The following is a 21,889-nucleotide window of genomic DNA, read 5'->3' as shown; positions in this document are numbered from 1 at the left end:
AACCTGGGCGGGGCTTGCCGGGGGAGCCGCCTTATTGCCAAGGCTCTCCCTCTGAGCACAGCCGGTCGGACGCGATGTCCACGCTCAGACAGCCTGCCCGAATCCCTGCACGCCCAGGGTTGATGCCCGCTTGAGTACCCGATCGGCGAGGTCGATCGAGGCTCCGAGGTAGGTTTGGGGATCGCAAAGCTGGTTCGCTGTTTCGGCATTGAAGACTCCGGCGAGTTCGGGCTCCGTTAGGAGGACCTCGGCCAAGGGTGTCCCGGCGGCTGACGATTTGCGTGCCAGGCGGGTGAGCAGCTTCTTGGCTGGTAGCTTGCCCAGTTTCGCAGTCAGCACGGCGGTGAGTCGCTCGGAGACAATGTTTCCGCCTGTGAGTTCGAGGTTCGCGCGCATCCGCTGTGGATAGACCTGCAGGCCCTCCGCGAGTTCCGCTGCGGTGTGCGTGGCACCAGCGGCCAGACGAAGGCACTCCCGAAATGGATGCCATTCGGCCTGCCATCCGCCGGCGGCTCGCTCGTCCTCGGCAAGCATGCTCTGGGTAAGCACCAGCGCGTACGGAGGAACCTGCCGTGCCGCCGACACGATGAGTGTCGCCAGTACCGGATTGCATTTCTGCGGCATGGCCGAGGAGACGCCGCGCCCCTCCTGCGGAGGCTCGGCGACCTCGCCTATTTCCGTACGCGACAACGTTTGCACGTCCAGTGCGAACTTGCCCAGCGCGCCGGTGACGAATGCCAGGACCGCACCAAGGTCCGCGACCGGTGTCCGTGCGACGTGCCAGGGCACCAACGGCTCGGCCAGGCCGAGGTGCCGGGCGAAGGCACGCGACAGCTCGACGCCGCATGGCTCTTGGCCCTCGATTCGGGCGTATTCCTCGTACGAGGCCAGTGTGCCCGCGGCGCCGCCAAGCTGGGCGGGCAACTCAGCGGCTACCCGTCGCACTCGCGTGAGTGCGTCCATGACCAGTTGCGACCAAATCGCTGCTTTGAGTCCGAACGTGATGGGAACCGCGTGCTGGGTGAGAGTGCGGCCCGCCATGGGCGTGGCCCGATGTTTCGACACCAATCCTGCCAGCGCTACACCGGTTCGGCTCAGGTCCCGTTCGAGTACCGCGCACACCCGGGCGGCGAGCAGCATCGCGGCGGAATCCATGATGTCCTGGCTAGTCCCGCCACGGTGCACGAAGTCCGCCGCGGTCGGCTCCTTCGCCGCCACCGCGGCGGTCAGCGACTCGACAAGCGCTACCACCGGGTTCGCCGCTCCCCGCGCGCGTTCGGCCACAGTGACCAAGTCGACCCGGCCGGAGCGCGCGGCCGCCTCGACGACATCCGCGGTAGCCAGCGGCACCATACCGAACTCGGCCTGTGCCCGCGCGAGCGCTACCTCGGCCTGCAACATGGCCGCTAGCCATGACTCGTCCGACACAAGCGCGGCCGGATCCGTTCCCGCCCAGACCGGGGAAAGCAGGCCTGAATCGGTTCCTGTCATAGCTTGTCCTCCCCTCAGGGTGTGGCACAGCTTCAGCAATCGTTTGCTGGCGTCAGTGTGAATTGCTTCTCCGCAAGCCGCTCAGCCGCGGCGATCATGGTTCGCGCGATAGCATCGGCGTCACAGAGGATCACCGAGTTGACTCCGGGCCGGATGCCTGCGGCGGTCACCCAATGCACGGTCTCGGTGGGAATGCCGAAGGCGAACCTGCGCTGATGTGCGCGCCCGGACACCTCGACCACGTGATACGGGCGCCGGGTCACCGTCAGACCACCGGTTTCGTAGGGCACTCTCGGATTGGTTCCGGGAATCCGGTAGGTCACGCATTGGTTGGTCCGCATGAGGTGCCTGAGCAGGGGATCGGTGGTGCGGCGCACGTCCGGTTCAGGAAGTCGCGCCTCAATCAGAGTGCTCACCTTGACATCGGGTCCGGAGATCGCCGATCGGGCCAGGAAACCGGATCCATCATCGGCGGGGACCACTTCGAAACCCGGGCCGAGTGAGGTCAGTATCCCGGCCTCCAGCAGCGCGACCATCTCCTCGATCCGCCGGGCCGGCGGCCCGATGGACACCAGCCCGTTGAGTGAGTTGTACCAGCCCTGCAGTTCGTCCCGGTAGGAATCGCCGATGAGTCCACCATGGTCGACGACCAGCCGGATCTCGTTACGCAGGTCTCGGAGCACGTCGAGGCCGGCTTTCAGTGGTCCGCGCACATTGCCAAGCTTCGCCTCGGCAACATCTTCTCTCAGATATCCCAGCAGCCATGCTCGATAGTCGTCCCGGTCGGCGAACTCCTTGCTTCCCCAAGGGCGAGTGATCCGGTTCCAGTCCCAGCGATGGTGATCGGTGACGGCAAAGGCATCCAGCAATCCAGCTTCCACGTTCTCGTCACCGGCCACGTCGATGAACTTTTGCTGGAACGCTTCCCCCACGATCCGTCCGTGTTCCCGGATCACTAGAGCGGTGTAATACACCATCCGGACCTCGTTCGACACCAATGGCCAGACGTCGCGGAGGAACCACAAGGGCTCGCCTGCGTCCGCCCGCGACCGCAGGGCATGTACGACGTCCAAGGTGAGGAACTTCGGTTCATGACGCCTGCAGCTGCCCTTTTGGTTCTCCCCCCGCGCGTGGTAGGGCACTCCCCGGCGGGAACCTGTGTACAGCACCGGTTCTCGCCCCGAGGGCAGGTATTTCAGCCCTTCGGCCTGGCTAAGGAACCGCCCGCCGCGACCGGTGGTCAGCAATGTCAGATAGTCGAAGAAATTGAGCCCCATCCCACGTAACGCGATCGGTTCGCCCGGATGGATACCCTCAAGCGATGCGTCGGCTGGATTCCGCGGCGGTATATAGCACAGCCGGTTGTCTCGCGCGTATCTACGTAACGCCGCCTCGGTTTCGGTGTCGGCGACCTCGATGTGCCCCTGCACGAGCACGACCGCGTGCAGACCGGTGAGCAGTCGGCCATCGTCGAAGGTCAGGGTCTGGGTGCCGTCGCGGTTGTCGTCGAGCGCGACAGCGAGCGCGCGATGTAGCTCGACCGACGCCCCAGGCGGTGCCGAAGCCACCACACGACGCAGTGTCCAGGTCACATAATGTCCATAGAGGGCTCGGGACGGATACGAGTCCGGACCGAGCCGTCGTGCTTCGTCCAGGATGGACCGGGGATACGTCCCTACGTTGGTCGTCTCCGCGCTGAGCAGCCATGCCCACTCGTACAAGCTCGGCCCGGGGACCACCGGCCCTGCGCAGTCGACGCTGTCGTCGGTGAACATGGTTACCTGCGACGCAACCGTGTTCATCAGCAGCAGCTCGGACTGCGTGGTCCGCCATACCCGACCGCCGCCGTCGCTCACCGCGTCGACCACGTGGATCCTGACCCACGAACCATACCCGCTCGCCGTAGTGAGGTTGGCACAAAGCCGTTCTAGCACGGATACGCCGCGCGGCCCCGCCCCGACTACGCACAACTCCAATTGGACAGCCGACATGGCACCCTTGCCTCCAGGAAGTTCGCACATGACGAGCGTGAGTACCTAAGTGTACTGTAACTCACTAGCTGGCGAAATCTGTGTAATCGCACGACAAATGCCCCCTCACTGAAGGGGATCGGCTTCGGTGGCAGCTTCCATGGTCATACTATGGGCGGCGTTCCGCAATCGAAGTCGGGACGGTTCACCCGATCATCCCAACTTGTAACTCCAGGGGACGGTAAGACAAAAGTAGTCCCTTTGTCATTTGCGACTGAACGAAAGTTCAGTCCGACTTGGGGTTCCTCAAGAGGAATGCTACTGTCGAATGCTGCGACGATGCGACCGACTGAGAGATCTATTTAATACGAAGGGGTGGGTTGCATGGGCGCAAGCCGGCTACCTGCTTATCGCTCTTGCGTAATTGTAGAGACGGAAATCCGGTGCGAACAAGTGATAATGGGGACGTTATTCTGTGTGCGAATTGATAAATTCGTTGACTAGGGCTTTTCTATTGGACGATTTGTGGAGCTTGCCTGCAGTAGGTGAGATTGGATTTGGTCAACAGATTTCGGCGACCGAGCAACCTGACAACTGGTATGCCTGGGGTCGCGCGACACAGGGAGGGCATGTCGATAGTGGACGCGCACACGGCCAGCGGCGGAGACGGTGTCACGACCGACAGCACTGTGGTGCCGATGCAGCGGCAACTCATCGTCGATCCGCCACACGACGAGGTGGTCCTGGTGCGGATTGACGAACTGCAATCTGCAGATTCGCCTCGAGTCCTCGGCGAGAACATCGAACACGTTCGCGCGCTAGCGGAGATCGACGAATTCAAGCTGCCGCCAGTACTGGTCCAGCGGAACACGTTGCGGGTCATCGACGGTATGCATCGCATACATGCGGCCGAACTACGTGGCTGTCGCACTATCGCCGTGCAGTTCTACGACGGCTCCGAGTCGGACTCCTTCGTCGCCGCGGTGACACGCAACACCACACACGGATTGCCGTTGTCGCTGGCTGACCGAACCGCCGCGACGGCGCGGATCATGGCTTCCCACCCGCATTGGTCGGACCGCAAGATCGCAGAGGTGACCGGCTTGTCGCCTACCACGGTGAAGGCGGTTCGGGAGTGTTCGACTGACCAGGCCGCGCACTCGAACACCCGGGTGGGACGAGACGGACGTACTCGCCCGATCAACGCCGGAGTCGGCCGGATTCTGGCCAGTGAGTTGATTCGGGAGAACCCAGATGCTTCCTTACGCCAGATCGCAGAGGCCGCCGGTGTATCCCCATCGACCGTATTGGACGTGCGTGAGCGGCTACGGGCCGACCGTGACCCACTGCCTCCCAAGGTGCGCCGTGGACCGGTGAGTCGCGCGGCGACCACGCGGGATCGGCAACCCGCCCGATCGCACGCGGAAGCCACAGACGTCGATTGGGAAGTGTCGCTACGGCAACTGCGTGATGATCCCTCGATCCGGTTCACCGACAGCGGTCGGACACTGTTGCGCCTGTTGGACACGCGGCTGCTGCGGCCCGCCGAACGCCAACGACTGGCCACCAGCATCCCGCCGTACTGCGCCGTCACCGTCGTGGTGCTGGCCAAGCTCGTCCGTGACGCATGGCACGACCTGGCGATGAAACTGGAACAGCACTATCTACCGGTTGATCGGCCGGGGGATGCAGACTCCGATGGCCGGTGACTTCCCTGGCAACACGAGCCGGGTAAGCCCATCTTGTCGTGACTCAGAATGGCTTCGTAAACCTCGCGGATCACGTCGCCGGGCTTGAGTCCGGACTCAGTCGTCAGCCTGTCGCTCAGCCGGTGGTACGTCTCGAGCGCCTCAGTCTGCCTGCCCTCGCGGTAGAGGGCGAGCATCAATTGCGCACTCAAGCGCTCCCGCTCCGGATGCTCCTCGACCAGTCGGCGCAGTTCGGCGACCAGGCCCCGCTCGTCACCGAGCGCCATTCGGGCGGTGACCAGGTCCTCGCAGGCGACCAGACGACGCTCCTCCAAGACCGTAGCCTCCATACAACACCTCATCCCGTCCCGCACGTCCAGCAGCGCTGGTCCGCGCCACAGTCCCAACGCCGAGCGCAACAGCGCGGCCGCAGCGGCCGGATCGTCCCGAAGCAGGTTGGGGGCCCGTCCGGCGAGGTCGACAAAGACATGCGCATCCACCTGCTCACGGTTGATAGCCAACAGGTAGCCGCCACCCACCGTCCCAATGACCTCATCGCCTGGGCAGCCGGCCAGTGATCTGATGAGTTCGCGCAGCCGGTTCACGGTGACCTGTAGCGCGTTGCGGGTATCGCGTATCGCGCTGTTCGGCCACATCTCGTCCATGAGCTGATCGCTGGACCGCGGTGTGCCCGGGGACAGAGCCAGCACGGCGAGCAGAGTGGCCAATTTGGGCTGAGTGACCCGATGTGCGTATGGTCCGGCGACCACCGTGACGCCACCCAAAAGACATATCTGCATCAGTGCATCTCCCATTATGTCGACACGGCACTCCCCGCATAGTCAATACTGCCGTTAGTGCGGTGTCAATAAAGGTGTCTACAACCCTCACGTCGGTAAGAATTGACGATATCGGCCCTATTTGGACTATGATTCGGTTGTCTTGGTCGCGCAATTCGAAGCGGTTCGCGTCCGCCAAGTACGGTCGACCTGGACATTGTCGACCAGTCTGTTCTGGTTCACTCCGTAAACCACTTCGAGGGAGTGTCGCGCACATGATCGACGGCGATCGAATCAAGGACATCATTGTACTCGGAGGTGGCACCGCGGGCTGGATGACGGCGGCATACTTGGGCAGGGCGCTCGGATCCACGGTGGGAATCACTGTAGTCGAGTCTCCATCCATTCCGAAGATCGGCGTCGGCGAGGCTACCATCCCCAATCTGCAAAAAGTGTTCTTTGACTTCCTTGGATTGCCCGAGGATGTGTGGATGCGTGAGTGCAATGCCAGTTTCAAACTGGGTATTAGATTTGTCAATTGGCGAACCTCTGGAGTCGGCGATGCCACCGCGCGTCTGCGCAAGGGACGGCTGGACCATTTTGATCACATCTTCGGACTCCTTCCGAATGTGGAAAATATTCCTCTCTCGCATTACTGGGCGCGAGACAAGCTGACCGGCGCGACCGATGAACCCTTCGACTACGCCTGCTACCGTCAGCCGATCGCCTTTGATCGGAAACTGTCACCCAGACACCTGGACGGAACCAGCTGGACGAGCTACGCGTGGCATTTCGATGCCCACCTTGTCGCTGACTTCCTTCGACGGTTCGCCACCAAGGAACAAGGCGCCGGGCACATCGAGGACAGGTTCGTCCACGCCGACATGGATGAGCGTGGGCACGTGACCGCGATCCACACGGAAACCGGCCGGCGGCTGGCCGCCGACCTGTTCGTCGACTGTTCCGGGTTCCGCAGCCTGCTCGTCAATGGCACGCTGGGCGAACCGTTCCTGGACATGAGCGACCATCTGCTCAATGACCGGGCGGTGGCCACCTCGGTGCCGCACGACGATGCGGCCGAGGGTGTCGAGCCGTTCACGTCCGCCATCGCCATGTCCTCCGGGTGGTCCTGGAAGATCCCGCTGCTCGGCCGGTTCGGTACCGGCTACGTCTATTCCAGCCAGTTCGCCACAGAGGATGAAGCGACCGAGGAGTTCTGCCGAATGTGGGGTCTTGACCCCACAGAACAGTCACTCAATCACATTAAATTTCGGGTCGGCCGTAACCGTCGCGCCTGGGTGAAAAACGTCGTCGGAATCGGACTGTCGTCGTGTTTTCTGGAGCCACTTGAGTCTACCGGGATCTATTTTATCTATGCGTCGCTGTATCATCTGGTGAAGCATATCCCCGATCGCCGTTTCGATCCGGTGCTGATCGAGCGGTTCAACCGCGAGATCGAGAGCATGTTCGACGACACTCGTGACTTTATTCAGGCACACTTCAGCTTCGCGCCACGCGATGACACCCCCTTCTGGCGTGCGTGCAAGGACCTGCGGTTGGCGGACGAATTCGCGGAGAAGGTCGCGGCATACCGGTCTGGCCTCCCAGTGAACATGCCGGTGACCAATGAGGCGAACTATTATGGAAATTTTGAGGCAGAGTTTCGTAACTTCTGGAGCAACGCCAACTACTACTGCGTGTTGGCCGGGATCGACTACCTGCCGGAGCACACGTTACCGCTGCTGGAGTTCCGGACCGACGCGATCGAGCAGGCGAGGGCGATGTTCGCCGACATCAAACGACAGCAGGCCGAGTTGACCGCCGTCGCGCCGTCGACCTACGACTACCTATGTCAGTTACATGGTAAGCGATAACGCCGTTCGGCCACAGTGGAGCATGCCTTGACCGAGCAGAGCGCCCCGCCAAAGGAGACGGTTTCGGTGACCGGTTTCCGGTCGCTGATGGCAGAATTCCCGAGTGGTGTGGCAGTAGTGACGACAATGGACAATGGACGGCCGCGGGGGATGACATGTTCCTCGCTCTGTAGCGTCAGCCTGTCACCGCCGACACTGCTGTTGTGTCTGCGCGCGCAAAGTCCGACCCTGGCCGCCATCGTGCACCAATCGGAGTTCGTGACAAATCTTCTGCACGGCGATGCCCAGGCGACGGCCGACCTGTTCGCCTCGCCGGTTTCGGAGAAGTTCCGCGGGGTGCGGTGGCGGCTTGGCCTGGCTGGGCCGCACCTGGTGGCAGACGCGCACGCGATGGCGGACTGCCGGGTCAGCCGCACGGAGAACGCGGGCAGTCATGTCATCGTTTTCGGTGAGGTCCTCGCTGTCACCCATCGTCAGGGCCTGGCACCACTGCTCTACGGCCGCCGTGGTTACCACGCCTGGCCCGGTTGATCGTTTGCGAAGATCAGACGATCCGCACAGTGGCCGCGGCCACTGTGCGGATCGTCTCGACGGCTGACAGCACGTCCGCGTAGGACACGTAGAGGGCATTCACGCCAAACCGAAGCAGGTCCGGGCGCTGCGCGGTACCCACCACCCCGGCTTCGGCTAGTGTGGCCATGATCGTCGAAGCGCGGGGGTGCCGAAGAGTCACCTGGCTGCCCCGGTGTACTCGGTCCCGAGGTGTCACCACTTCGAACCCGAGCTCCAGTAGGTGCTCGTCAACGCAGGAGATGAAAAAGTCGGTCAGCGCTAGGCTCTTGCCGCGCACGCTGCTCAGGTCGAGACCATCGAAGACGTCCAGTGCCGCGTCCAAGGCCACCAGAGACAGAATCGGTGGGTTGCCGATCCTGGCTCGGGCTATCCCCTCGGCAGGCCGATATTCGGTCTCCATGTCGAACGGTGTCGCGTGTCCATGCCAACCGGTCAGCGGCTGGTCGAACCGGTCCAGATGGCGCCGGGCGACATACAGGAATCCGGGCGCGCCCGGCCCGCCGGACAGGAATTTGTAACCGCAGCCGACCGCGAAATCCACCTCTTGCTCGTCCAGCGCGAGCGGCATGGCGCCGATCGCGTGGCACACATCCCACAGCACCACGGCGCCCGCCTGGTGCGTGGCGGTGGTCAGGCCCGACATGTCCCATAGTTCGCCTGTCCGATAGTCAACCGAACTCGCCGCCACCACGGCCAGTTGGCCGGCGGTCTCGCGGATGGCCTCAGCTAGTTCGGGCATGGGGACCGCGCGTACCGTCAGGCTGGTCAGCCGGCTCACCGAGGCGACCATGTAACGGTCGGTCGGGAAGTTGCCCGCGTCGACGAGCAACACCGAACGGTCCGCGCGCAAACGAGCGGCCGCAGTGAGCGCATTGAACAGCTGTACCGACGCCGAGTCGCCGACCACAGTCTGCCCCGACGCCGCACCCAGCAGTCGGCCGATCCGGTCGCCGACGAGCAGCGGTGTGTGCCACCAGCCATGGACTCGCCATCCCTTGATGAGGTCGTCGCGCCACTGCGTCAACACCCGGGCCAAGGCGTCCGGCACACCGATTGGCCGCGCGCCAAGCGAGTTGCCATCCAGGTAGACGACACCGGGTGGCATTGTGAAGGCAGCGCGCATACCGGCCAAGGGATCGTCGGCGTCGAGCCGGGCAGCCTCGTTCCGCCTGGCGAGTACCCGCTCATCGATCACGGACAGCCTCCGTATTCGTGTGCTGAGCTTCCGAATGTATTGAGATGACCTCATCGAGGAGAGTCTTGTCAAGGAAGCCCCGAATGCGCCTATTGGGGTGCGTTGTCGAACATCGAGCGCTTGGCTAGAGTTCACGCTCGAATGGTCTTTCCGTCCGCAGCCAGAAAATGGCGAGTGCGTCACGTCAACCCATCGACCCAACGGGAGATCGCAGTGACTCCAAAGGTTTTCGCCGCGACCAGATTCCTCAGTATCGACCTCGGACTGATCTTCGCGGCTGGTGCTGCACGGCACCCGCACGCCCGGATCATCTTGGACCACGATCTTGCCCTGTACCCGGAAGTCGAGCGGAGTATTACTTTCACGCGACTCGCGAAGTTGGTCGACGACCTGGCTCGCCGTATGCGTGTGGTCGGCGTGTCCCGATCGGACTATGTCGCCGTTTATGCCGCCCATCGATTCGACCTCGTGCTCGTCGCCTCTGCGGCGGCTCGGCTCGGCGCGATTCCGGTGATGTTGTCGGACACGTTGGACGGTGACACCGTCACCGCGTTGCTGGCGAAGCTCGACCGTCCGGCACACCTCGTAACCGACGAGACGAAGCTGCGTACAGAACTGGCCGAGCACCCCTTCCGTGCGAATGTGCGTACGGTCTCAACTATTTCCGGCAAACATGCGGACGCCCAGTCATTGCCGTCGGTGCCACCGGACACCCGGCCATTTCCGAAGTCCATTTCCCGCCACGAGCCTGCGTTGGTCACCCATAGCTCAGGTACGACCGGGTTGCCCAAGCTGATCGTGCAGTGCGGACGCAGCCTGTACTGGCATTACCAGCCCCAGATCAGCAAGGCACGGTTCCTGCGCCTGACCGGTCCACTTCTGACGTGCACCTCCTTCTCACACGTCCGGTTCTGGTCGCTGCTCATGGTCGGCATGCGACTTGGCCAGACCATGGTATTCGTCACCGATCCGGAGCCCAACCGGGTCGTGGAACTGTTTCTCCAGACCCAACCGGAACTGATCGAAGCTTATCCAAACGTGCTCATGCGCTGGGGCGAACTCGCCGACGACCCAAGGGAGCCGCTGGCCGGAGTGCGTCTGTTCCGAGGCTTCTTCGACGCCATGCACCCCCGGATCGTCGACCAGCTATTGGAAGCCTCTCGCCGCCGAGTCCCGTTGTACGCTCACGGTTACGGGCAATCGGAGGTTGGCAGCATCGCCAGTTTCATCGGTACCAAGTGGATGGTCCGCCGATTCGGCACTCGGTGTGTAGGCCTGCCCGTGCCGGGGGCACGCGTCAAGGTCGTGCGCCGGGACGGCCCCGACCAGCCGGGCAGCATCTATGTCCGGTCAAGGGGCCGCGCCCTCGGCTTCATCGGTGGCCAACAGCAGTACGAACAGCGGCTCCGCGATGGCTGGTGGGAAATGGGCGACGTGGGATACCGTGGCCGATTCGGCGCATTGTATCTGCTGGATCGTGAAGTCGACCACATCGACGGGGTGGCGAGCACTCTGTCCATTGAGGACACATTATTGAGCAGGCTGCCCGAGCTGCTGGAGATCGTGGTGGTGCCCTCCGGGCAAGGCCAGCCGACGCCGGTGCTCTGTACCAAGGGTGACGCACTGCTCGATCCGGTTCGCTGGCGAGAAGCCACCGAGGACCTCGAGCAGTTGGCCAAGCCGGTGCAGGTCTCCTGGCAGGACCTGCCGGTTACCTCAACCTGGAAGATCCGTAGGCCCGAACTGTGCAGGCGCCTCGCGCAGGGCTTACTGACCTCGCCCGGGGAAACGCCGGCACAGCCGAAGGTGGATGCCGCGATCGAACAGCCAACCTGAACAGCGGTCCTACTCGGGCGGGTCTACCGGCAATCCGAGCCCCGAGCATCAGTGCGCGTACACCCTCGAAGAGTCGTGGGTTCCTCGTGAATCGGCATGGACTTGTTCGATGTATTTTCAGCAGCACCGCGTTCTCCGCCTGATGGGCCGGGCTGCCCGGACCGTCATCGGAGCCGGCTGTTCTCCAGCTCAAGCTGGCGGTCCTTTCGCCGTACCTCGGCAAGTTCCGATCTCTGTACTCGTCAGCTTGATTGCCGAGCCGTTCTCGTCGGCACGGGAGCGTCGCTGATCTCGAGGAGGATGCGGGCGGTGGTCCTGACGCAGATGTCGGGCAAGGTAACGGGGTGTCCCTAAGGAACTTGTCAAGCTGGCGCTGGTGCTGGTGCTGTTTCGGAGCATGGCGAAGAGGACGTCGCAGCGCCGGTGCCCGCGACGGTCACGGTCTGCTCGTCCAGCGCGGCGAGGATGCCCTCCACTAGTTTCGCGTCCATGCGAGGGGCGTGTTTGGTCGCGATCGAGACGAGTTCGCGGCGCCCGGCCTTGCGGACGCCGATCGGGCCGCCGCAGCGGGACAGGATTTCCAGCACCGCGAGATGACTGATCTTGGGGCCGAGAAACTCGTTCGAGTGCAGGATGGATGCCGGTGAGCAGGCCGCGGATGCGGTTGCTGAGCCGGGTGGTCTCGGCGGTGAGGTCGTCGTCGAACCCGACGAGCACGTCCAGCTCGGCCAGGGCTTTGTCGACGTTGAGCGGAGGAGATGAAGGCCCCAGAGCCAGCCGACGGCGGCGAGGCGGTCGTTCTTGATCCGCCGGTAGGTGACGGGTGCGGATCCGGCGTAGGCCCTGAGCGCGCGGGCGTCGGCGAGCCAGGCACGGTCGTCAGCGTCAGATCAAATAACAGCACTGTCACCTGGTGTATCGTCATGAACGTATCCCTGTGAATATATGCCTGCACTTTCGCAGGCAAAGAAGTAAGCCGATGTTTGCGGTCACAAGTGCAGGGTGAGGTTGGAGGACCGATGAAGACTCCGGCCGGCCAGTCCATTTTGCATGGAAGCATAGAATTCCGGCTTGGTAAATGCTAATCCTGGACGCGCCGGTTGACCGACGGTCAAACCGGCATGGGCGCCTTGACATCTGATGCACCTTCGGTAACTCTGGGCGCGTTCCTTCGTGACAGTGTTCCTCAAGAGGAGTCGCAATGATTGATGGTGTCGACGTAACCGATCAGAAAAAACTCATGGAGCTTGTGTCCGGCCTATGGGTATCGAAAACATTGACGACAGCCCACGAGATCGGTTTGTTCGACCTGTTGGCCAAACATCCAGGCAGCACGATGAGCGAACTGGCAGACCTGCTCACCCTCGCAGAACGTCCCACTCGCTCACTGGTGACCGTCTGCGTGGGACTGGATCTGTTGGTCCAGGACAGTGGCCGGTATTCCAACAGCCGGCTGTCTTCTCGTCTGCTGGTGTGCGGCGAACCAGACTACTTCGGAGGCTGGGTGGAGATGATCGACCGCCACGACTATCCGGGTTGGCTGCGCTTGGGCGAAGCACTGCGCGAAAACCGCCCGACTACCTTCGACCTCGCCACGCAGAATTCCATGTTCAGCGAGACTGATCCGGTGGTCGTCGACACTTTCTGGGAGGCAATGTACGCCGTGTCTGCGCCCACTGCGCGCGTGTTCGCGGCGACTGTGGATCTGGGTCGCCCTCGGGCACTGCTCGATGTGGGTGGCGGCGGTGCAGCCTGGGACATAGCACTGTGCGAGCGCTACCCCGGTCTGACAGCCACAGTCCTTGACCAGCCCTTCGTCTGTGATCTCACTCGGCGAAACATCTCCCGCGCCGGTCTGGCGGATCGCATCACCGTTACGCCAGGAGACTTCCTCGCCGACGATCCCCTGCCGCAGGGATACGACACGATTCTGCTTGCCTGGATCTTGCACGACTGGAACGACGACGACGTGCGCGCTCTCCTCGCCAAGTGCCATACCGCGTTGGCGCCCGGAGGTCAGCTCGTCATCAGCGAGCTGACGTTGGACGAGACCGGCGATGGCCCGCTCGACGCCGCCCTCATCGGCCTGGTCATGCAGGTTGAGACCTGGGGACGCGCCTTCACCGCCGGCGAACTGACCCATTGGCTCGGGGAAAAGGGCTACACCGAGATCCGTACCCAGCGTTACGACGGGCTAGCCGGCAACACAGCGCTGATCGCACGGAAGCCGGAGGCATGAGCGCCAGCCCCGCCCGTTCGGGCGGGGCCCGACCACGTGACCCCCACGCGGGTGATCAGCTGGGAACGACTCTCAGTTGTTGAGGGCGGCGCTGGATGTGTTGCGGGACCTGGCTAACAGGATCCGACTTCCGATACTTGTGTCATGCGACTACAAGCCGATTTGGTCGAACACCGCGGCGCCCAGCTCCGTGGTTGGCTGATCGAGGTCAAACGGGATGTCGAAATGGTTGCGGTGCTGGACAACCACTTCACGTGACCACGGCGTACGCCCAGCAGCGGTCGCGACGAACTCGCGGTGCTGCCGTGTGAACTCTGCCGTCTCGGCGCCACCAATGCCGAAGACCAAGGGTGGCAGGCGGTCGGGCAGGTGCCCTATGGGGCTGAGTCGGGCAGCGGCCGCCGGGCTGAGCCCTAGTGGGCTGTTTACATAGGTAAGCCGGATCGGTTCCAGGTCGTAGACGCCGCTCAGCAGGATTGCGCCGGCGAATACGTCGGCGGGCAACCGCCCGCCAGGAAACCAGCCGTCCAACAATGCCATCGCGACTAGATGGGCGCCAGCGCAACTGCCGCTAACGTGCACCCGGTCTGGTGCGACATTCAATTCGACTGCGTGTTTTACCAGCCACCATAGCCCTTTGCGGACCTGCGCGACGATTTCGTCCAATTGGTAAGCAGGTGCGAGGCCGTAGTTCAGCGCGGCGAACGCGACGCCGGCAGGTACTAGTCCCAACGCCGGAAACGCCGAGTCTGCCTTGTCCAATTCCCGCCAGTAGCCACCGTGTACGAACACCACCAGTGGCGCATCGGGTTGAGCCGCCGGGAAAAAGTCCAGAGTCTCCGGTGGGGTCGATCCGTACCGCACTGAGGTGCGTACCTTGAGGTTTGCCCTCGCCTGCTCGCTCCGCCGTGCGTATTCGGCGAGGAACACCCTGATATCGGGGACACAGGAACTCGGTGAGTACTGGACATCGAGTTCGCCCTGGTCGTAACTTCGGTACACGTGTGAGTTGCCCGCTCTCACAGCAGTGACCTCGCGGACAGCAATTCCGGAAAGAATCTGTGTTCCGCGATCCGACGTAGCCATGCCACGCCCATGGTGCCACCTGTTCCCGGTTTGTTCCCCAACACACGCTCAACGGTCAACAGGTGCGCCGAACGCCATTGAGAGTACTGGTGGCCGACATCGGTAAGCGCCTCGGCGAGCAGGTACAGGTCGCGTGATCGGTGAGGTTCCCGGTAGATGTCCGCCCATGCCCGTTCGATCGCTGAATTCGGTACGTACGTCAAGGAGAAGTCGCGCCGCACGCACTCCTCGGGAATGGCTGAACCGCGGCTGTGCAGCAACGCCAGCGCGGCGTCATACACGCTAGGCGCACGCAGTGCCATGTCGACCTGTTCCTGGAATCGGGGAATACCCTGGTGAGCTCGTGCCATCTCCTCGGACTTGTTGCCCAACGAGAACTCCAGCTGGCGGTACATGTAGGACTGGATGCCGGACGCCGTACCGAGCTGGTCTCGAAAGCCGACGAACTCGCTGGCGGTGATGGTACTCAGCGGTTCCCAGGTGGCGAGCAGGACTCGCTGACTACGTTCGACCCGCCGCAGATACCACAGCGCTTCGTCCACCTGGCCTGCGAACAACAGGTCGCGGACCCGATTGATCTCGGTGAAGAGAAGTTTGAAAAGCAGCTCCTGCACCTGACCCATGACATAGAAGGAAAGTTCGGCCGGTTCTTGGGTCCGCGGATGTTGGAGGCTTAGCAACGTGTCGACGTTGTGGTAGTCGACGTACGGCGTGCTGGTGGCGCACACGGCTCCCGAACTGAAGTCCAGCACCGGTTCTCCGCTCGTCCGTGCCGCTCTTTCCCGCCGTTCCTGCTCGGTCAGCGATTGATAGGCGCGTGGCCCGTGAACCATCTGTTCGTTGATCATATAGTCACGATCGTCTACGCCGCTTACACTTCGCTTACATCGTTTGAGAGACCGTAGGACATCGCGCAGGTGGTGCTCGTCTCGCCGCTTGACACAACGCCGTCCCGAGCAGGCCGAATCAGCCCGACTCCGGCCCGACATCACAAGGTCGCTTGGGCAAGCGAAGCTCCCGCCTACGAAGATCACCTCAGCCGCGCGTCGCTGGCGGATCCGCGCCGAGGCCGAATCGGAACAAGCCTCGGAACGGGGGCCAACAGCCGTTGGAGATGAGCGACCGGCGCGACCACAACCGTGTCACAGACCTGCGGGGTTCCGGAACTGCGGCACTACCGGCGAGCTGCGCTTTCACGTCGCTTTGGCGCTGCGTTGTTACCAGCGGCCTGGCCGGACGGGCAAGGGCATGGCTGGCCGCACACCTGGATATCAGGGTAGACTGAGCAATACGGCCGCGGATGGTTCGTGCGCCGCCGAAGCTTCCGCAAAAGCCGACTGTGCCCGGCATCGGAAAGCTTCTTGGGAGCCGACACGCGAAGGACCGTGCGACTCCATAGATACATGCGGACCACGTCGTACGGGTTGTATCGCTCCGACGCGGCGGCGATCACGGCGATGGCTTCGTCGTCCGGTGTTCCCGGCGCCGCGTAGGCCATCGCCTTGCCGGAGGCGCTGAACACACTGATCAACATCTTTCCCGGACGCATACTTTTCTGATAACCTACAAATGTAAGCAAATCACCTCTGGCTTACACACAAATCGTGGCAGGCTCGGGTGGGAAGAGGCCGGAGTCATGCGCGATGATGGCGGCCTGAACACGATTCGCGCAGCCAAGCTTCGTGAGCATATGACTCACATGCGCCTTGACCGCACCCTCGCTGACAAACAGCGTCCGAGCGATCTCCGCGTTACCCAACCCCTGAACCACCTGCGCCAGCACCTCACGCTCCCGGCACGTCAGCAACTGCACCCGCCCCCGCGCCGACCGCGCCCGCTCCTGATCGAACTGCAAGAACTTGTCGATCACACACCGCGTGACCGACGGCGAAAGGATCAAATCCCCCGACGCCACCACCGCGATCGCCTCGATCAACTCGTGACTCGCCACACCCTTACGCACAAAACCCGACACCCCAGCATCGAACGAACGATACACACACTCCTCCGCGACCGACGCCGTAAAAACAAGCACCCGCGCCGACGGCACCTCACGCGCCAGCACACGCGCAACCCTCACGCCATTCAAATCCGCCACATCCATCACGACGACATCAGGACGAAGACGCCGCGCCAACTCCACCCCCCGCTGACCACACCCCGTATCAGCCGCCACCTCAACAGATCCCGACCCACGCAGAATACTGCAAATACCCGCCCGGGTCAGCTCATCGGCATCTACAACAAGAACCTTGAACATACAATTCACTTTCCGCGTGAACCGACTGGTCGAAACCGTTTGGCCCGTCGATAGGACCAGGCCGGCCCCGCTTTACGTGACGAGGCGAGTTGCCTGTTGCTGCGCTGTCCGCTGTCCGCTGGCCGAAATCGAAATCGAAATCGGTTAGCCTGTCGTCAGTTTCGAGCTGCTGCTTTCATAGTCGATGGTTGCCTGAACCCTAGATGAAGGCTCAGTCGAGCGGCCAGAGTCTTTAGGGCAGAGTGGTTCGCTGAGCTAGCACGACTTGTCACGCTCGTGTGCTACCGACTTGACTTCACGATGCAGTAGCCTTAGGGCTACGTAACGTAATGATGGCGTGCCGACGTGGAGCTGGGCGCAGAAGCGGGCGAAACGACCCGAGGCGATGGCCTCTGAGGGGCGTGCCTCCGTCTTGGACTGATCAGCCGACTGCAGGTCCAGGTCAGCACCTTGGAGATCGTGCTCTGAGAGCCGGATGAATCCTTGTCGTCAAGCGGTTCGGAAGACTGCCTGCCGTCCCGCCGCGGTTCCGCCGCAACTGAGCCTGCTTACGACGCGTACCCGAAGGGCACGGTCAGGGTGAACCCCGGAGACGTAGTCCGTATACAGGCCACGTTCGACTCCTTCCTCGGGCGGTATCCATTTCCGCTGCCACTTCATCGATCATTCGACACGCTCGATGATGGGCCAGTTCGAAGTCGTGCGGTGAACCAGGGCCCCGGTTCACGAAGCTGCTCCGCGGGGCGGACATCGTTGCCCTCGATGAGCCGGTCACTCGACTGAACAATGGTTAGGCTGCCGCCCGCTGGAACGGGACCAGCGCCTTGAGGCTGTCTGCTGCTTACTGTGCTTTCAGGTCTCTGCCAGAGGAGATTTCGGCCACCCTCGCCGGTTGCCATCGACGCCTCCGACCTGATCGATAGAGGCGCGACATCAAGAACGTCAAGAACACCAGTACCGGCACGACGGTCGCCGCGCCTACAGCGAGGAGTGGGCCGGCGCCTTCGGTTTGTTTGGCCGGCGGCAGAGGCGCGAGTTCGGCCGTGACAACGGGCATCCCGGCTGCGGATTCCTCCGGCAGAATCGTCGTGACCGCGGCTGTCACGTTCACCGTGCCCCAGCCTAGACCCGGGTCCGGCACCTTCGTGGCCGGGTGATCCGCGGTGGCTTCAAGCCGCCGCTTGACCTGCCCGGCCGATAGGCTCGGGTGATAGGCCCTCACCAATGCCGCGGCGCCCGCGACGAACGGTGCGGCATAACTGGTGCCGCTACCCAGCCAATGACCCGCGCCACGGGGCCCGACGCTGGTGACCCCGACACCGGGAGCGACGAGTGAAACGAACTCCCCGGTCTGGGAGAAGTCCGCCTTCTTCCCCGCCTCGTCTATCGCCCCGACGGCGATCACGGACGGATACGACGCCGGGTAGGTGACCGGATCTCCTTGCAGGGCGCTGTTCGCCGCCGAGGCCACGACGACGACGTCGCTCCGGGCCGCGTACTCCACCGCCTCGGCGAGACCTTGGTCGGGAACCGAGGTGCTGGCTGAAATGTTGATCACCCGTGCCCCGCCGTCAACGGCGGCTCTGATGCCATTGGCCATCTCGACCGAGGTGAGGACGGGTGGAGAGCCATCCTGAGTGGCGACGGCGCATCGAATCGGCAAGATCGTTGCTTCGGGCGCGATACCTGAGAAGCCGGTACCTTGCCGGGCACTCGCGGCGATGATGCCGGCGACGAATGTGCCGTGTCCGAAGCAGTCGTCGTCCGCGGGCTTCCGCTCGGGAGTGGTGACGTCCAGTCCACGCATCACCCGGCCATCGGAGAGTTGGGCGGTGCCGGCGTCGACCCCGGTGTCGACCACACCGACGATGACTCCGGCTCCCTTCGTCAGCGGCCAGACACTGTCCGGTACCAGCCGCCGCTGAGCCCAGGGCATGCCGCCTTCCGTGCTGGTCGGTGCGGGGAGACAGCCCTTCTGATTGCTCGGCAGGGGCGCGGGCGTCTGCTGGGCAGAGGCGGGCGAGACAGGCAGGACCGCCCAGATCAACGCCGTGACCAGCGAACTCGTCGACACGGCAGTGTTGCGATATCTTGACCCACCCGTCACCAGAAGCCCTTCTGAGCCGCGCGCCGGTCGCCGACGTGCACCGAACTCCGAATCCACAGTGGATCAGTCGGGTCTTCAGGAAATCTTCATCGCCTTGACGGCCGGAAGGGCTGAATCCTCGTTCGGTCGACTGTGCGCGGCGAACAGATCCCGCCCACCATCCGGCTGTCGGTGGACGGGAGCTGTCCTGCCCTGGTTGCGGTCAGGGCGTTCCCACATCGTGACCGATCCTGTGCCGCCGAGACCAGTAGATCGGGACTTCCGCCCAGAGGTTCCAGAAGGAAGGGCAATCAGGTGTCTCCACTGTATCGTCCGACGGCCTGTCAGCGGCCGGTTCATGCCGGTGAAGGCAATCGCCTTGACCGCGAACACCTCAAGTGGCGGAAGGTCACTCTTTTGGCTGCTAACGTCCGGAAATCACTTACTGCATCGCAGTCAAGAAGCCAGGTAGAGGATCATGAACAGTACAGCCGAGCAGGAGTCGCCATGTCTTCGTCAAAGCGCGGAGAGCGAAGAAACCACGCCCATCTATGACGAATTGGCTGCGCTTCACGGAGGCGCTGCGATCCGGACAACCGCCACTGAGGATGTTCGAGATGAGAACGCAGATGATGCGCTGGACTGACCGGGCTATCGCCGAGCGCCGGAGAGGCTTCCGATCATGCCTTCTGCCGACGTCCCAGAACGGATCACTTCGGTTGCCGGCCGGTAAGTACCCCCCAGGGCGCCTCCGTCCGGTATCGGTGAGTCTGAATCGTTGCGTCTCCGATGCCCGGTTTGAGGGCATACTCGCCACTGCGATGCGACCGACGGTGGGCGGACCCCCGCCTGCCGTCGATTGTGGCTGGCAGGCATGACGGCGGAAGCCGGGGAAGCCCGAGATCAGGTCGGTCTCGACCGGTTCGCCGGGCGGAGCAGGCGCTTGGTCTTTTTCGCGATCCGCGGGTGCTCTGAACCGAACAACGGCGGGCCCTCGAGGATCGCGGCGGTGACCAAGTCCGGCCGGCGGATTCAGTCGGCGGAAACGGGTTGAGTGAGCACCCGAAGAAATTCGGGTGCGTCGTAGGCGTTCTCCCAGTGTTCGGTGATTTTCCCGTTTTCAAATCTCCACAGACCACAGAACGGCATGGCGGCCGGCTGCGGGTGCTGGATGCGAAGAACACCGAAGACGGCACCGAAGTAGTCGTTGGCTGCGATGTGCTCGACGTCCATGACGATGGTTTTGTCGGTCGTCGCGACGAGGGCGGCCTCGTGGGCGACGACTTGTTCTCGGCCGGTGACGAAATGTGGGTTGTCAACCGTTCGGTCGGCACGATGCAACACGATGTCGTCAGTGGCGTACTCGCCTACTCGGGTGAGGTCAGCATAGATCGCCCGGAGCGCCTGGATGTTCGGATGGGATCCGTCGACGGGGTACGTGGTTGCCATGACTCGAGCTCCTTGCCGTTGCAGGAAGAACGATCAACGAAGTGACGGGAGTCACAATAGCAAACTCCGCGACCGGCGCCGACGTGGAGCCTGGGCAGGCAGCCTGGGAACTGTGGGCAAAAGGACCGTAAGTCGTCCCACCTGGTCCAGGTCTCTGGGCGCCCTCTTGCAGGGCGTGACGGAGGATGGTCATGCGGTGGCCGCAAACGTTCCCGGGGCTTCTGACGCCGCATCGTCCGGGTGGCTTTCGAGCCGATGGACAGGCCCGTTGCTCCGCTCGCCGCGGTGTCAGCCGGCGAACTCCGAGCGAACGAGGGTCGGCGTGAACGGCACCCTGTCGGCCTCATTGCGCGTTGTGGGGATCTCGCCCTTGAGGGCTTGTATGTGGAGTGTTTCGAGATCTGCCGATGGGGTGAGTCCAAGCTCTCGAAGGGCCCGGCGGGCGTCCTGGTAGGCCTGAAGCGCATCCGCGCGCCGCCCGGCCCGTATCAGCGCGGTGAGCAAGCGACCATGAAGCCATTCGTCGAAAGGCTCGGCGCGGACCAGATGCCGCAGCTCAGGGATCAGTTCGAGATCACGGCCGTTCTGCAGGTCCGCGTCGATTCGGAAGCGAAGCGCCGCCCCCCGTTGCTCCTCCATGCGGATTACTTCGGAACCGAACAGCGGGCTGAGCCCGACATCCGCGAACGGTTTGCCGCGCCATAATCGTAAGGCATCGGCCAGTACCTCCGACGCCTCACCACACCGACCGGCCCGCAGGAGTTCTTTGCCTCGCTGATACCCGTTCTCGAACCGTGTGTAGTCCAGCCGATCATCGGCTACGTCGATCCGATATCCCGCTCCGTCGGTGACCAGCATTTCCGCCGCTTCGCTGCCTCCGATCTCGGCGAGCAGCCTCCTGAGTTGGTAAATGTAGGTCTGGATTGTCGCGCAGGCAGTACGCGGCGGATGAGTCCACCAGACTTCGGTGACGAGCGAGTCGACGCTCACCGTCCGGCGCGGATGTAACAGGAGCGTGGCGAGCACGTTCTTCAAGCGGGGCGTAGCAAGCCCCACGGCCCCCGACGATGTCTCCAGCTGCAAAGACCCCAAGATCCTGAAATGTAGCATCGCTCGGCCACCTCATTCGGCATGGGATCTCTTCGGGGTGAGCGCCGAGTGGCACGCCCGCCGTCCATCCCTCCATGGAAACCAAAAGACAATAATGATGTCACTGACAGATTGAAGCCTGGGCGGCTGAACTAACAAGCGATCGGAATATAGTTAACCCATAAGTTTACGGCTGTGTGTCGCGGCTGGGAACTTTCGACTATGTACGGCCGGGCTCAACGTCTCCGTTAAGAGTCTTCTGGAGGGTGCTTCT

At 62.9% G+C, this 21,889-nt stretch carries 15 protein-coding genes and 1 pseudogene; 5 read left to right on the top strand and 11 right to left on the bottom strand.

Features of this window, described 5'->3' with window-relative positions; translation table 11 throughout:
- Nucleotides 1–84: 84 nt before the first annotated feature.
- Both ACFOSH_RS24470 and ACFOSH_RS24465 read right to left on the bottom strand, forming a co-directional pair.
- Entirely contained in the window at nt 85–1,491 is a 1,407-nt protein-coding gene (locus ACFOSH_RS24470; protein ID WP_378241378.1) for a class-II fumarase/aspartase family protein, read from the bottom strand.
- Nucleotides 1,492–1,523: 32 nt separating this feature from the next.
- Nucleotides 1,524–3,482: an FAD/NAD(P)-binding protein gene (locus ACFOSH_RS24465; RefSeq protein ID WP_378241377.1), complete on the bottom strand. Its 1,959-nt coding sequence runs from the start codon at nt 3,480–3,482 to the stop codon at nt 1,524–1,526.
- Between the two features lie 608 nt (nt 3,483–4,090).
- Between ACFOSH_RS24465 and ACFOSH_RS24460 the strand changes: the two genes are divergently transcribed.
- On the top strand, nt 4,091–5,170 hold the full coding sequence (locus ACFOSH_RS24460; protein ID WP_378241376.1) for a winged helix-turn-helix transcriptional regulator: 1,080 nt from the start codon (nt 4,091–4,093) through the stop codon (nt 5,168–5,170).
- On the opposite strand, the gene ACFOSH_RS24455 is transcribed toward ACFOSH_RS24460, so the two are convergent.
- On the bottom strand, nt 5,122–5,949 hold the full coding sequence (locus ACFOSH_RS24455) for an AfsR/SARP family transcriptional regulator (protein ID WP_378241499.1): 828 nt from the start codon (nt 5,947–5,949) through the stop codon (nt 5,122–5,124). The two genes, ACFOSH_RS24460 and ACFOSH_RS24455, sit on opposite strands and share 49 nt — an antisense overlap.
- Before the next feature lie 254 nt (nt 5,950–6,203).
- Here ACFOSH_RS24455 and ACFOSH_RS24450 point away from each other — a divergent pair, with 254 nt between their 5' ends.
- Complete coding sequence (locus tag ACFOSH_RS24450; protein ID WP_378241375.1) at nt 6,204–7,802, top strand: tryptophan halogenase family protein; 1,599 nt, start codon at nt 6,204–6,206, stop codon at nt 7,800–7,802.
- Between the two features lie 87 nt (nt 7,803–7,889).
- Nucleotides 7,890–8,333, top strand: a complete 444-nt coding sequence (locus tag ACFOSH_RS24445) for a flavin reductase family protein (protein WP_378241498.1) — start codon at nt 7,890–7,892, stop codon at nt 8,331–8,333.
- Nucleotides 8,334–8,346: 13 nt separating this feature from the next.
- Here the strand turns inward: ACFOSH_RS24445 and kynU are convergent, their stop codons facing one another.
- Nucleotides 8,347–9,570 (bottom strand): kynureninase, encoded by a 1,224-nt coding sequence (gene kynU, locus ACFOSH_RS24440; RefSeq protein WP_378241374.1) that lies wholly within the window; start codon nt 9,568–9,570, stop codon nt 8,347–8,349.
- A gap of 174 nt (nt 9,571–9,744) precedes the next feature.
- Here kynU and ACFOSH_RS24435 point away from each other — a divergent pair, with 174 nt between their 5' ends.
- Nucleotides 9,745–11,406, top strand: a complete 1,662-nt coding sequence (locus ACFOSH_RS24435) for a class I adenylate-forming enzyme family protein (protein ID WP_378241373.1) — start codon at nt 9,745–9,747, stop codon at nt 11,404–11,406.
- 412 nt (nt 11,407–11,818) lie between these two features.
- Here ACFOSH_RS24435 and ACFOSH_RS24430 read toward each other — a convergent pair.
- Nucleotides 11,819–12,147 (bottom strand): annotated as a pseudogene (locus ACFOSH_RS24430) (IS110 family transposase); the annotation flags it as partial.
- A 460-nt stretch (nt 12,148–12,607) separates the two neighbouring features.
- On the opposite strand from ACFOSH_RS24430, the gene ACFOSH_RS24425 reads away from it, so the two are divergent.
- A complete protein-coding gene (locus ACFOSH_RS24425) occupies nt 12,608–13,645 on the top strand; it encodes a methyltransferase (RefSeq protein ID WP_378241372.1) in 1,038 nt (345 codons plus the stop codon).
- 150 nt (nt 13,646–13,795) lie between these two features.
- Here the strand turns inward: ACFOSH_RS24425 and ACFOSH_RS24420 are convergent, their stop codons facing one another.
- The 6 genes from ACFOSH_RS24420 to ACFOSH_RS24395 form a co-directional block, all read right to left on the bottom strand.
- Entirely contained in the window at nt 13,796–14,575 is a 780-nt protein-coding gene (locus tag ACFOSH_RS24420) for an alpha/beta hydrolase (RefSeq protein ID WP_378241371.1), read from the bottom strand.
- 89 nt (nt 14,576–14,664) lie between these two features.
- Nucleotides 14,665–15,579 carry a tryptophan 2,3-dioxygenase gene (locus ACFOSH_RS24415; RefSeq protein ID WP_378241370.1) on the bottom strand — a complete coding sequence of 305 codons (915 nt, stop codon included), beginning with the start codon at nt 15,577–15,579 and terminating at the stop codon, nt 14,665–14,667.
- A 743-nt stretch (nt 15,580–16,322) separates the two neighbouring features.
- Nucleotides 16,323–16,991, bottom strand: a complete 669-nt coding sequence (locus ACFOSH_RS24410; protein WP_378241369.1) for a LuxR C-terminal-related transcriptional regulator — start codon at nt 16,989–16,991, stop codon at nt 16,323–16,325.
- 841 nt (nt 16,992–17,832) lie between these two features.
- Nucleotides 17,833–19,155 (bottom strand): type VII secretion-associated serine protease mycosin, encoded by a 1,323-nt coding sequence (gene mycP / locus ACFOSH_RS24405; RefSeq protein WP_378241368.1) that lies wholly within the window; start codon nt 19,153–19,155, stop codon nt 17,833–17,835.
- Between the two features lie 954 nt (nt 19,156–20,109).
- Nucleotides 20,110–20,526: a nuclear transport factor 2 family protein gene (locus ACFOSH_RS24400; protein WP_378241367.1), complete on the bottom strand. Its 417-nt coding sequence runs from the start codon at nt 20,524–20,526 to the stop codon at nt 20,110–20,112.
- 288 nt (nt 20,527–20,814) lie between these two features.
- Nucleotides 20,815–21,561, bottom strand: a complete 747-nt coding sequence (locus tag ACFOSH_RS24395) for an AfsR/SARP family transcriptional regulator (RefSeq protein ID WP_378241366.1) — start codon at nt 21,559–21,561, stop codon at nt 20,815–20,817.
- Nucleotides 21,562–21,889: the final 328 nt, after the last annotated feature.

The sequence above is a fragment of the Amycolatopsis speibonae genome (assembly GCF_042647925.1).
Lineage (GTDB): Bacteria > Actinomycetota > Actinomycetes > Mycobacteriales > Pseudonocardiaceae > Amycolatopsis > Amycolatopsis speibonae.
Note: the sequence above shows the minus strand (reverse complement) of the source record. Positions and strands in the feature narration are given on the sequence as shown.

Bases quoted from the DNA above. Each gene is read 5' to 3' on its own strand.
- ACFOSH_RS24465 (WP_378241377.1), bottom strand. From the start codon at position 3,482: ATGTCGGCTGTCCAATTGGAGTTGTGCGTAGTCGGGGCGGGGCCGCGC.
- ACFOSH_RS24455 (WP_378241499.1), bottom strand. From the start codon at position 5,949: ATGCAGATATGTCTTTTGGGTGGCGTCACGGTGGTCGCCGGACCATAC.
- ACFOSH_RS24425 (WP_378241372.1), top strand. From the start codon at position 12,608: ATGATTGATGGTGTCGACGTAACCGATCAGAAAAAACTCATGGAGCTT.
- ACFOSH_RS24400 (WP_378241367.1), bottom strand. From the start codon at position 20,526: ATGGCAACCACGTACCCCGTCGACGGATCCCATCCGAACATCCAGGCG.
- ACFOSH_RS24460 (WP_378241376.1), top strand. From the start codon at position 4,091: ATGTCGATAGTGGACGCGCACACGGCCAGCGGCGGAGACGGTGTCACG.
- ACFOSH_RS24410 (WP_378241369.1), bottom strand. From the start codon at position 16,991: ATGTTCAAGGTTCTTGTTGTAGATGCCGATGAGCTGACCCGGGCGGGT.
- ACFOSH_RS24415 (WP_378241370.1), bottom strand. From the start codon at position 15,579: ATGATCAACGAACAGATGGTTCACGGGCCACGCGCCTATCAATCGCTG.
- ACFOSH_RS24450 (WP_378241375.1), top strand. From the start codon at position 6,204: ATGATCGACGGCGATCGAATCAAGGACATCATTGTACTCGGAGGTGGC.
- ACFOSH_RS24470 (WP_378241378.1), bottom strand. From the start codon at position 1,491: ATGACAGGAACCGATTCAGGCCTGCTTTCCCCGGTCTGGGCGGGAACG.
- ACFOSH_RS24445 (WP_378241498.1), top strand. From the start codon at position 7,890: ATGGCAGAATTCCCGAGTGGTGTGGCAGTAGTGACGACAATGGACAAT.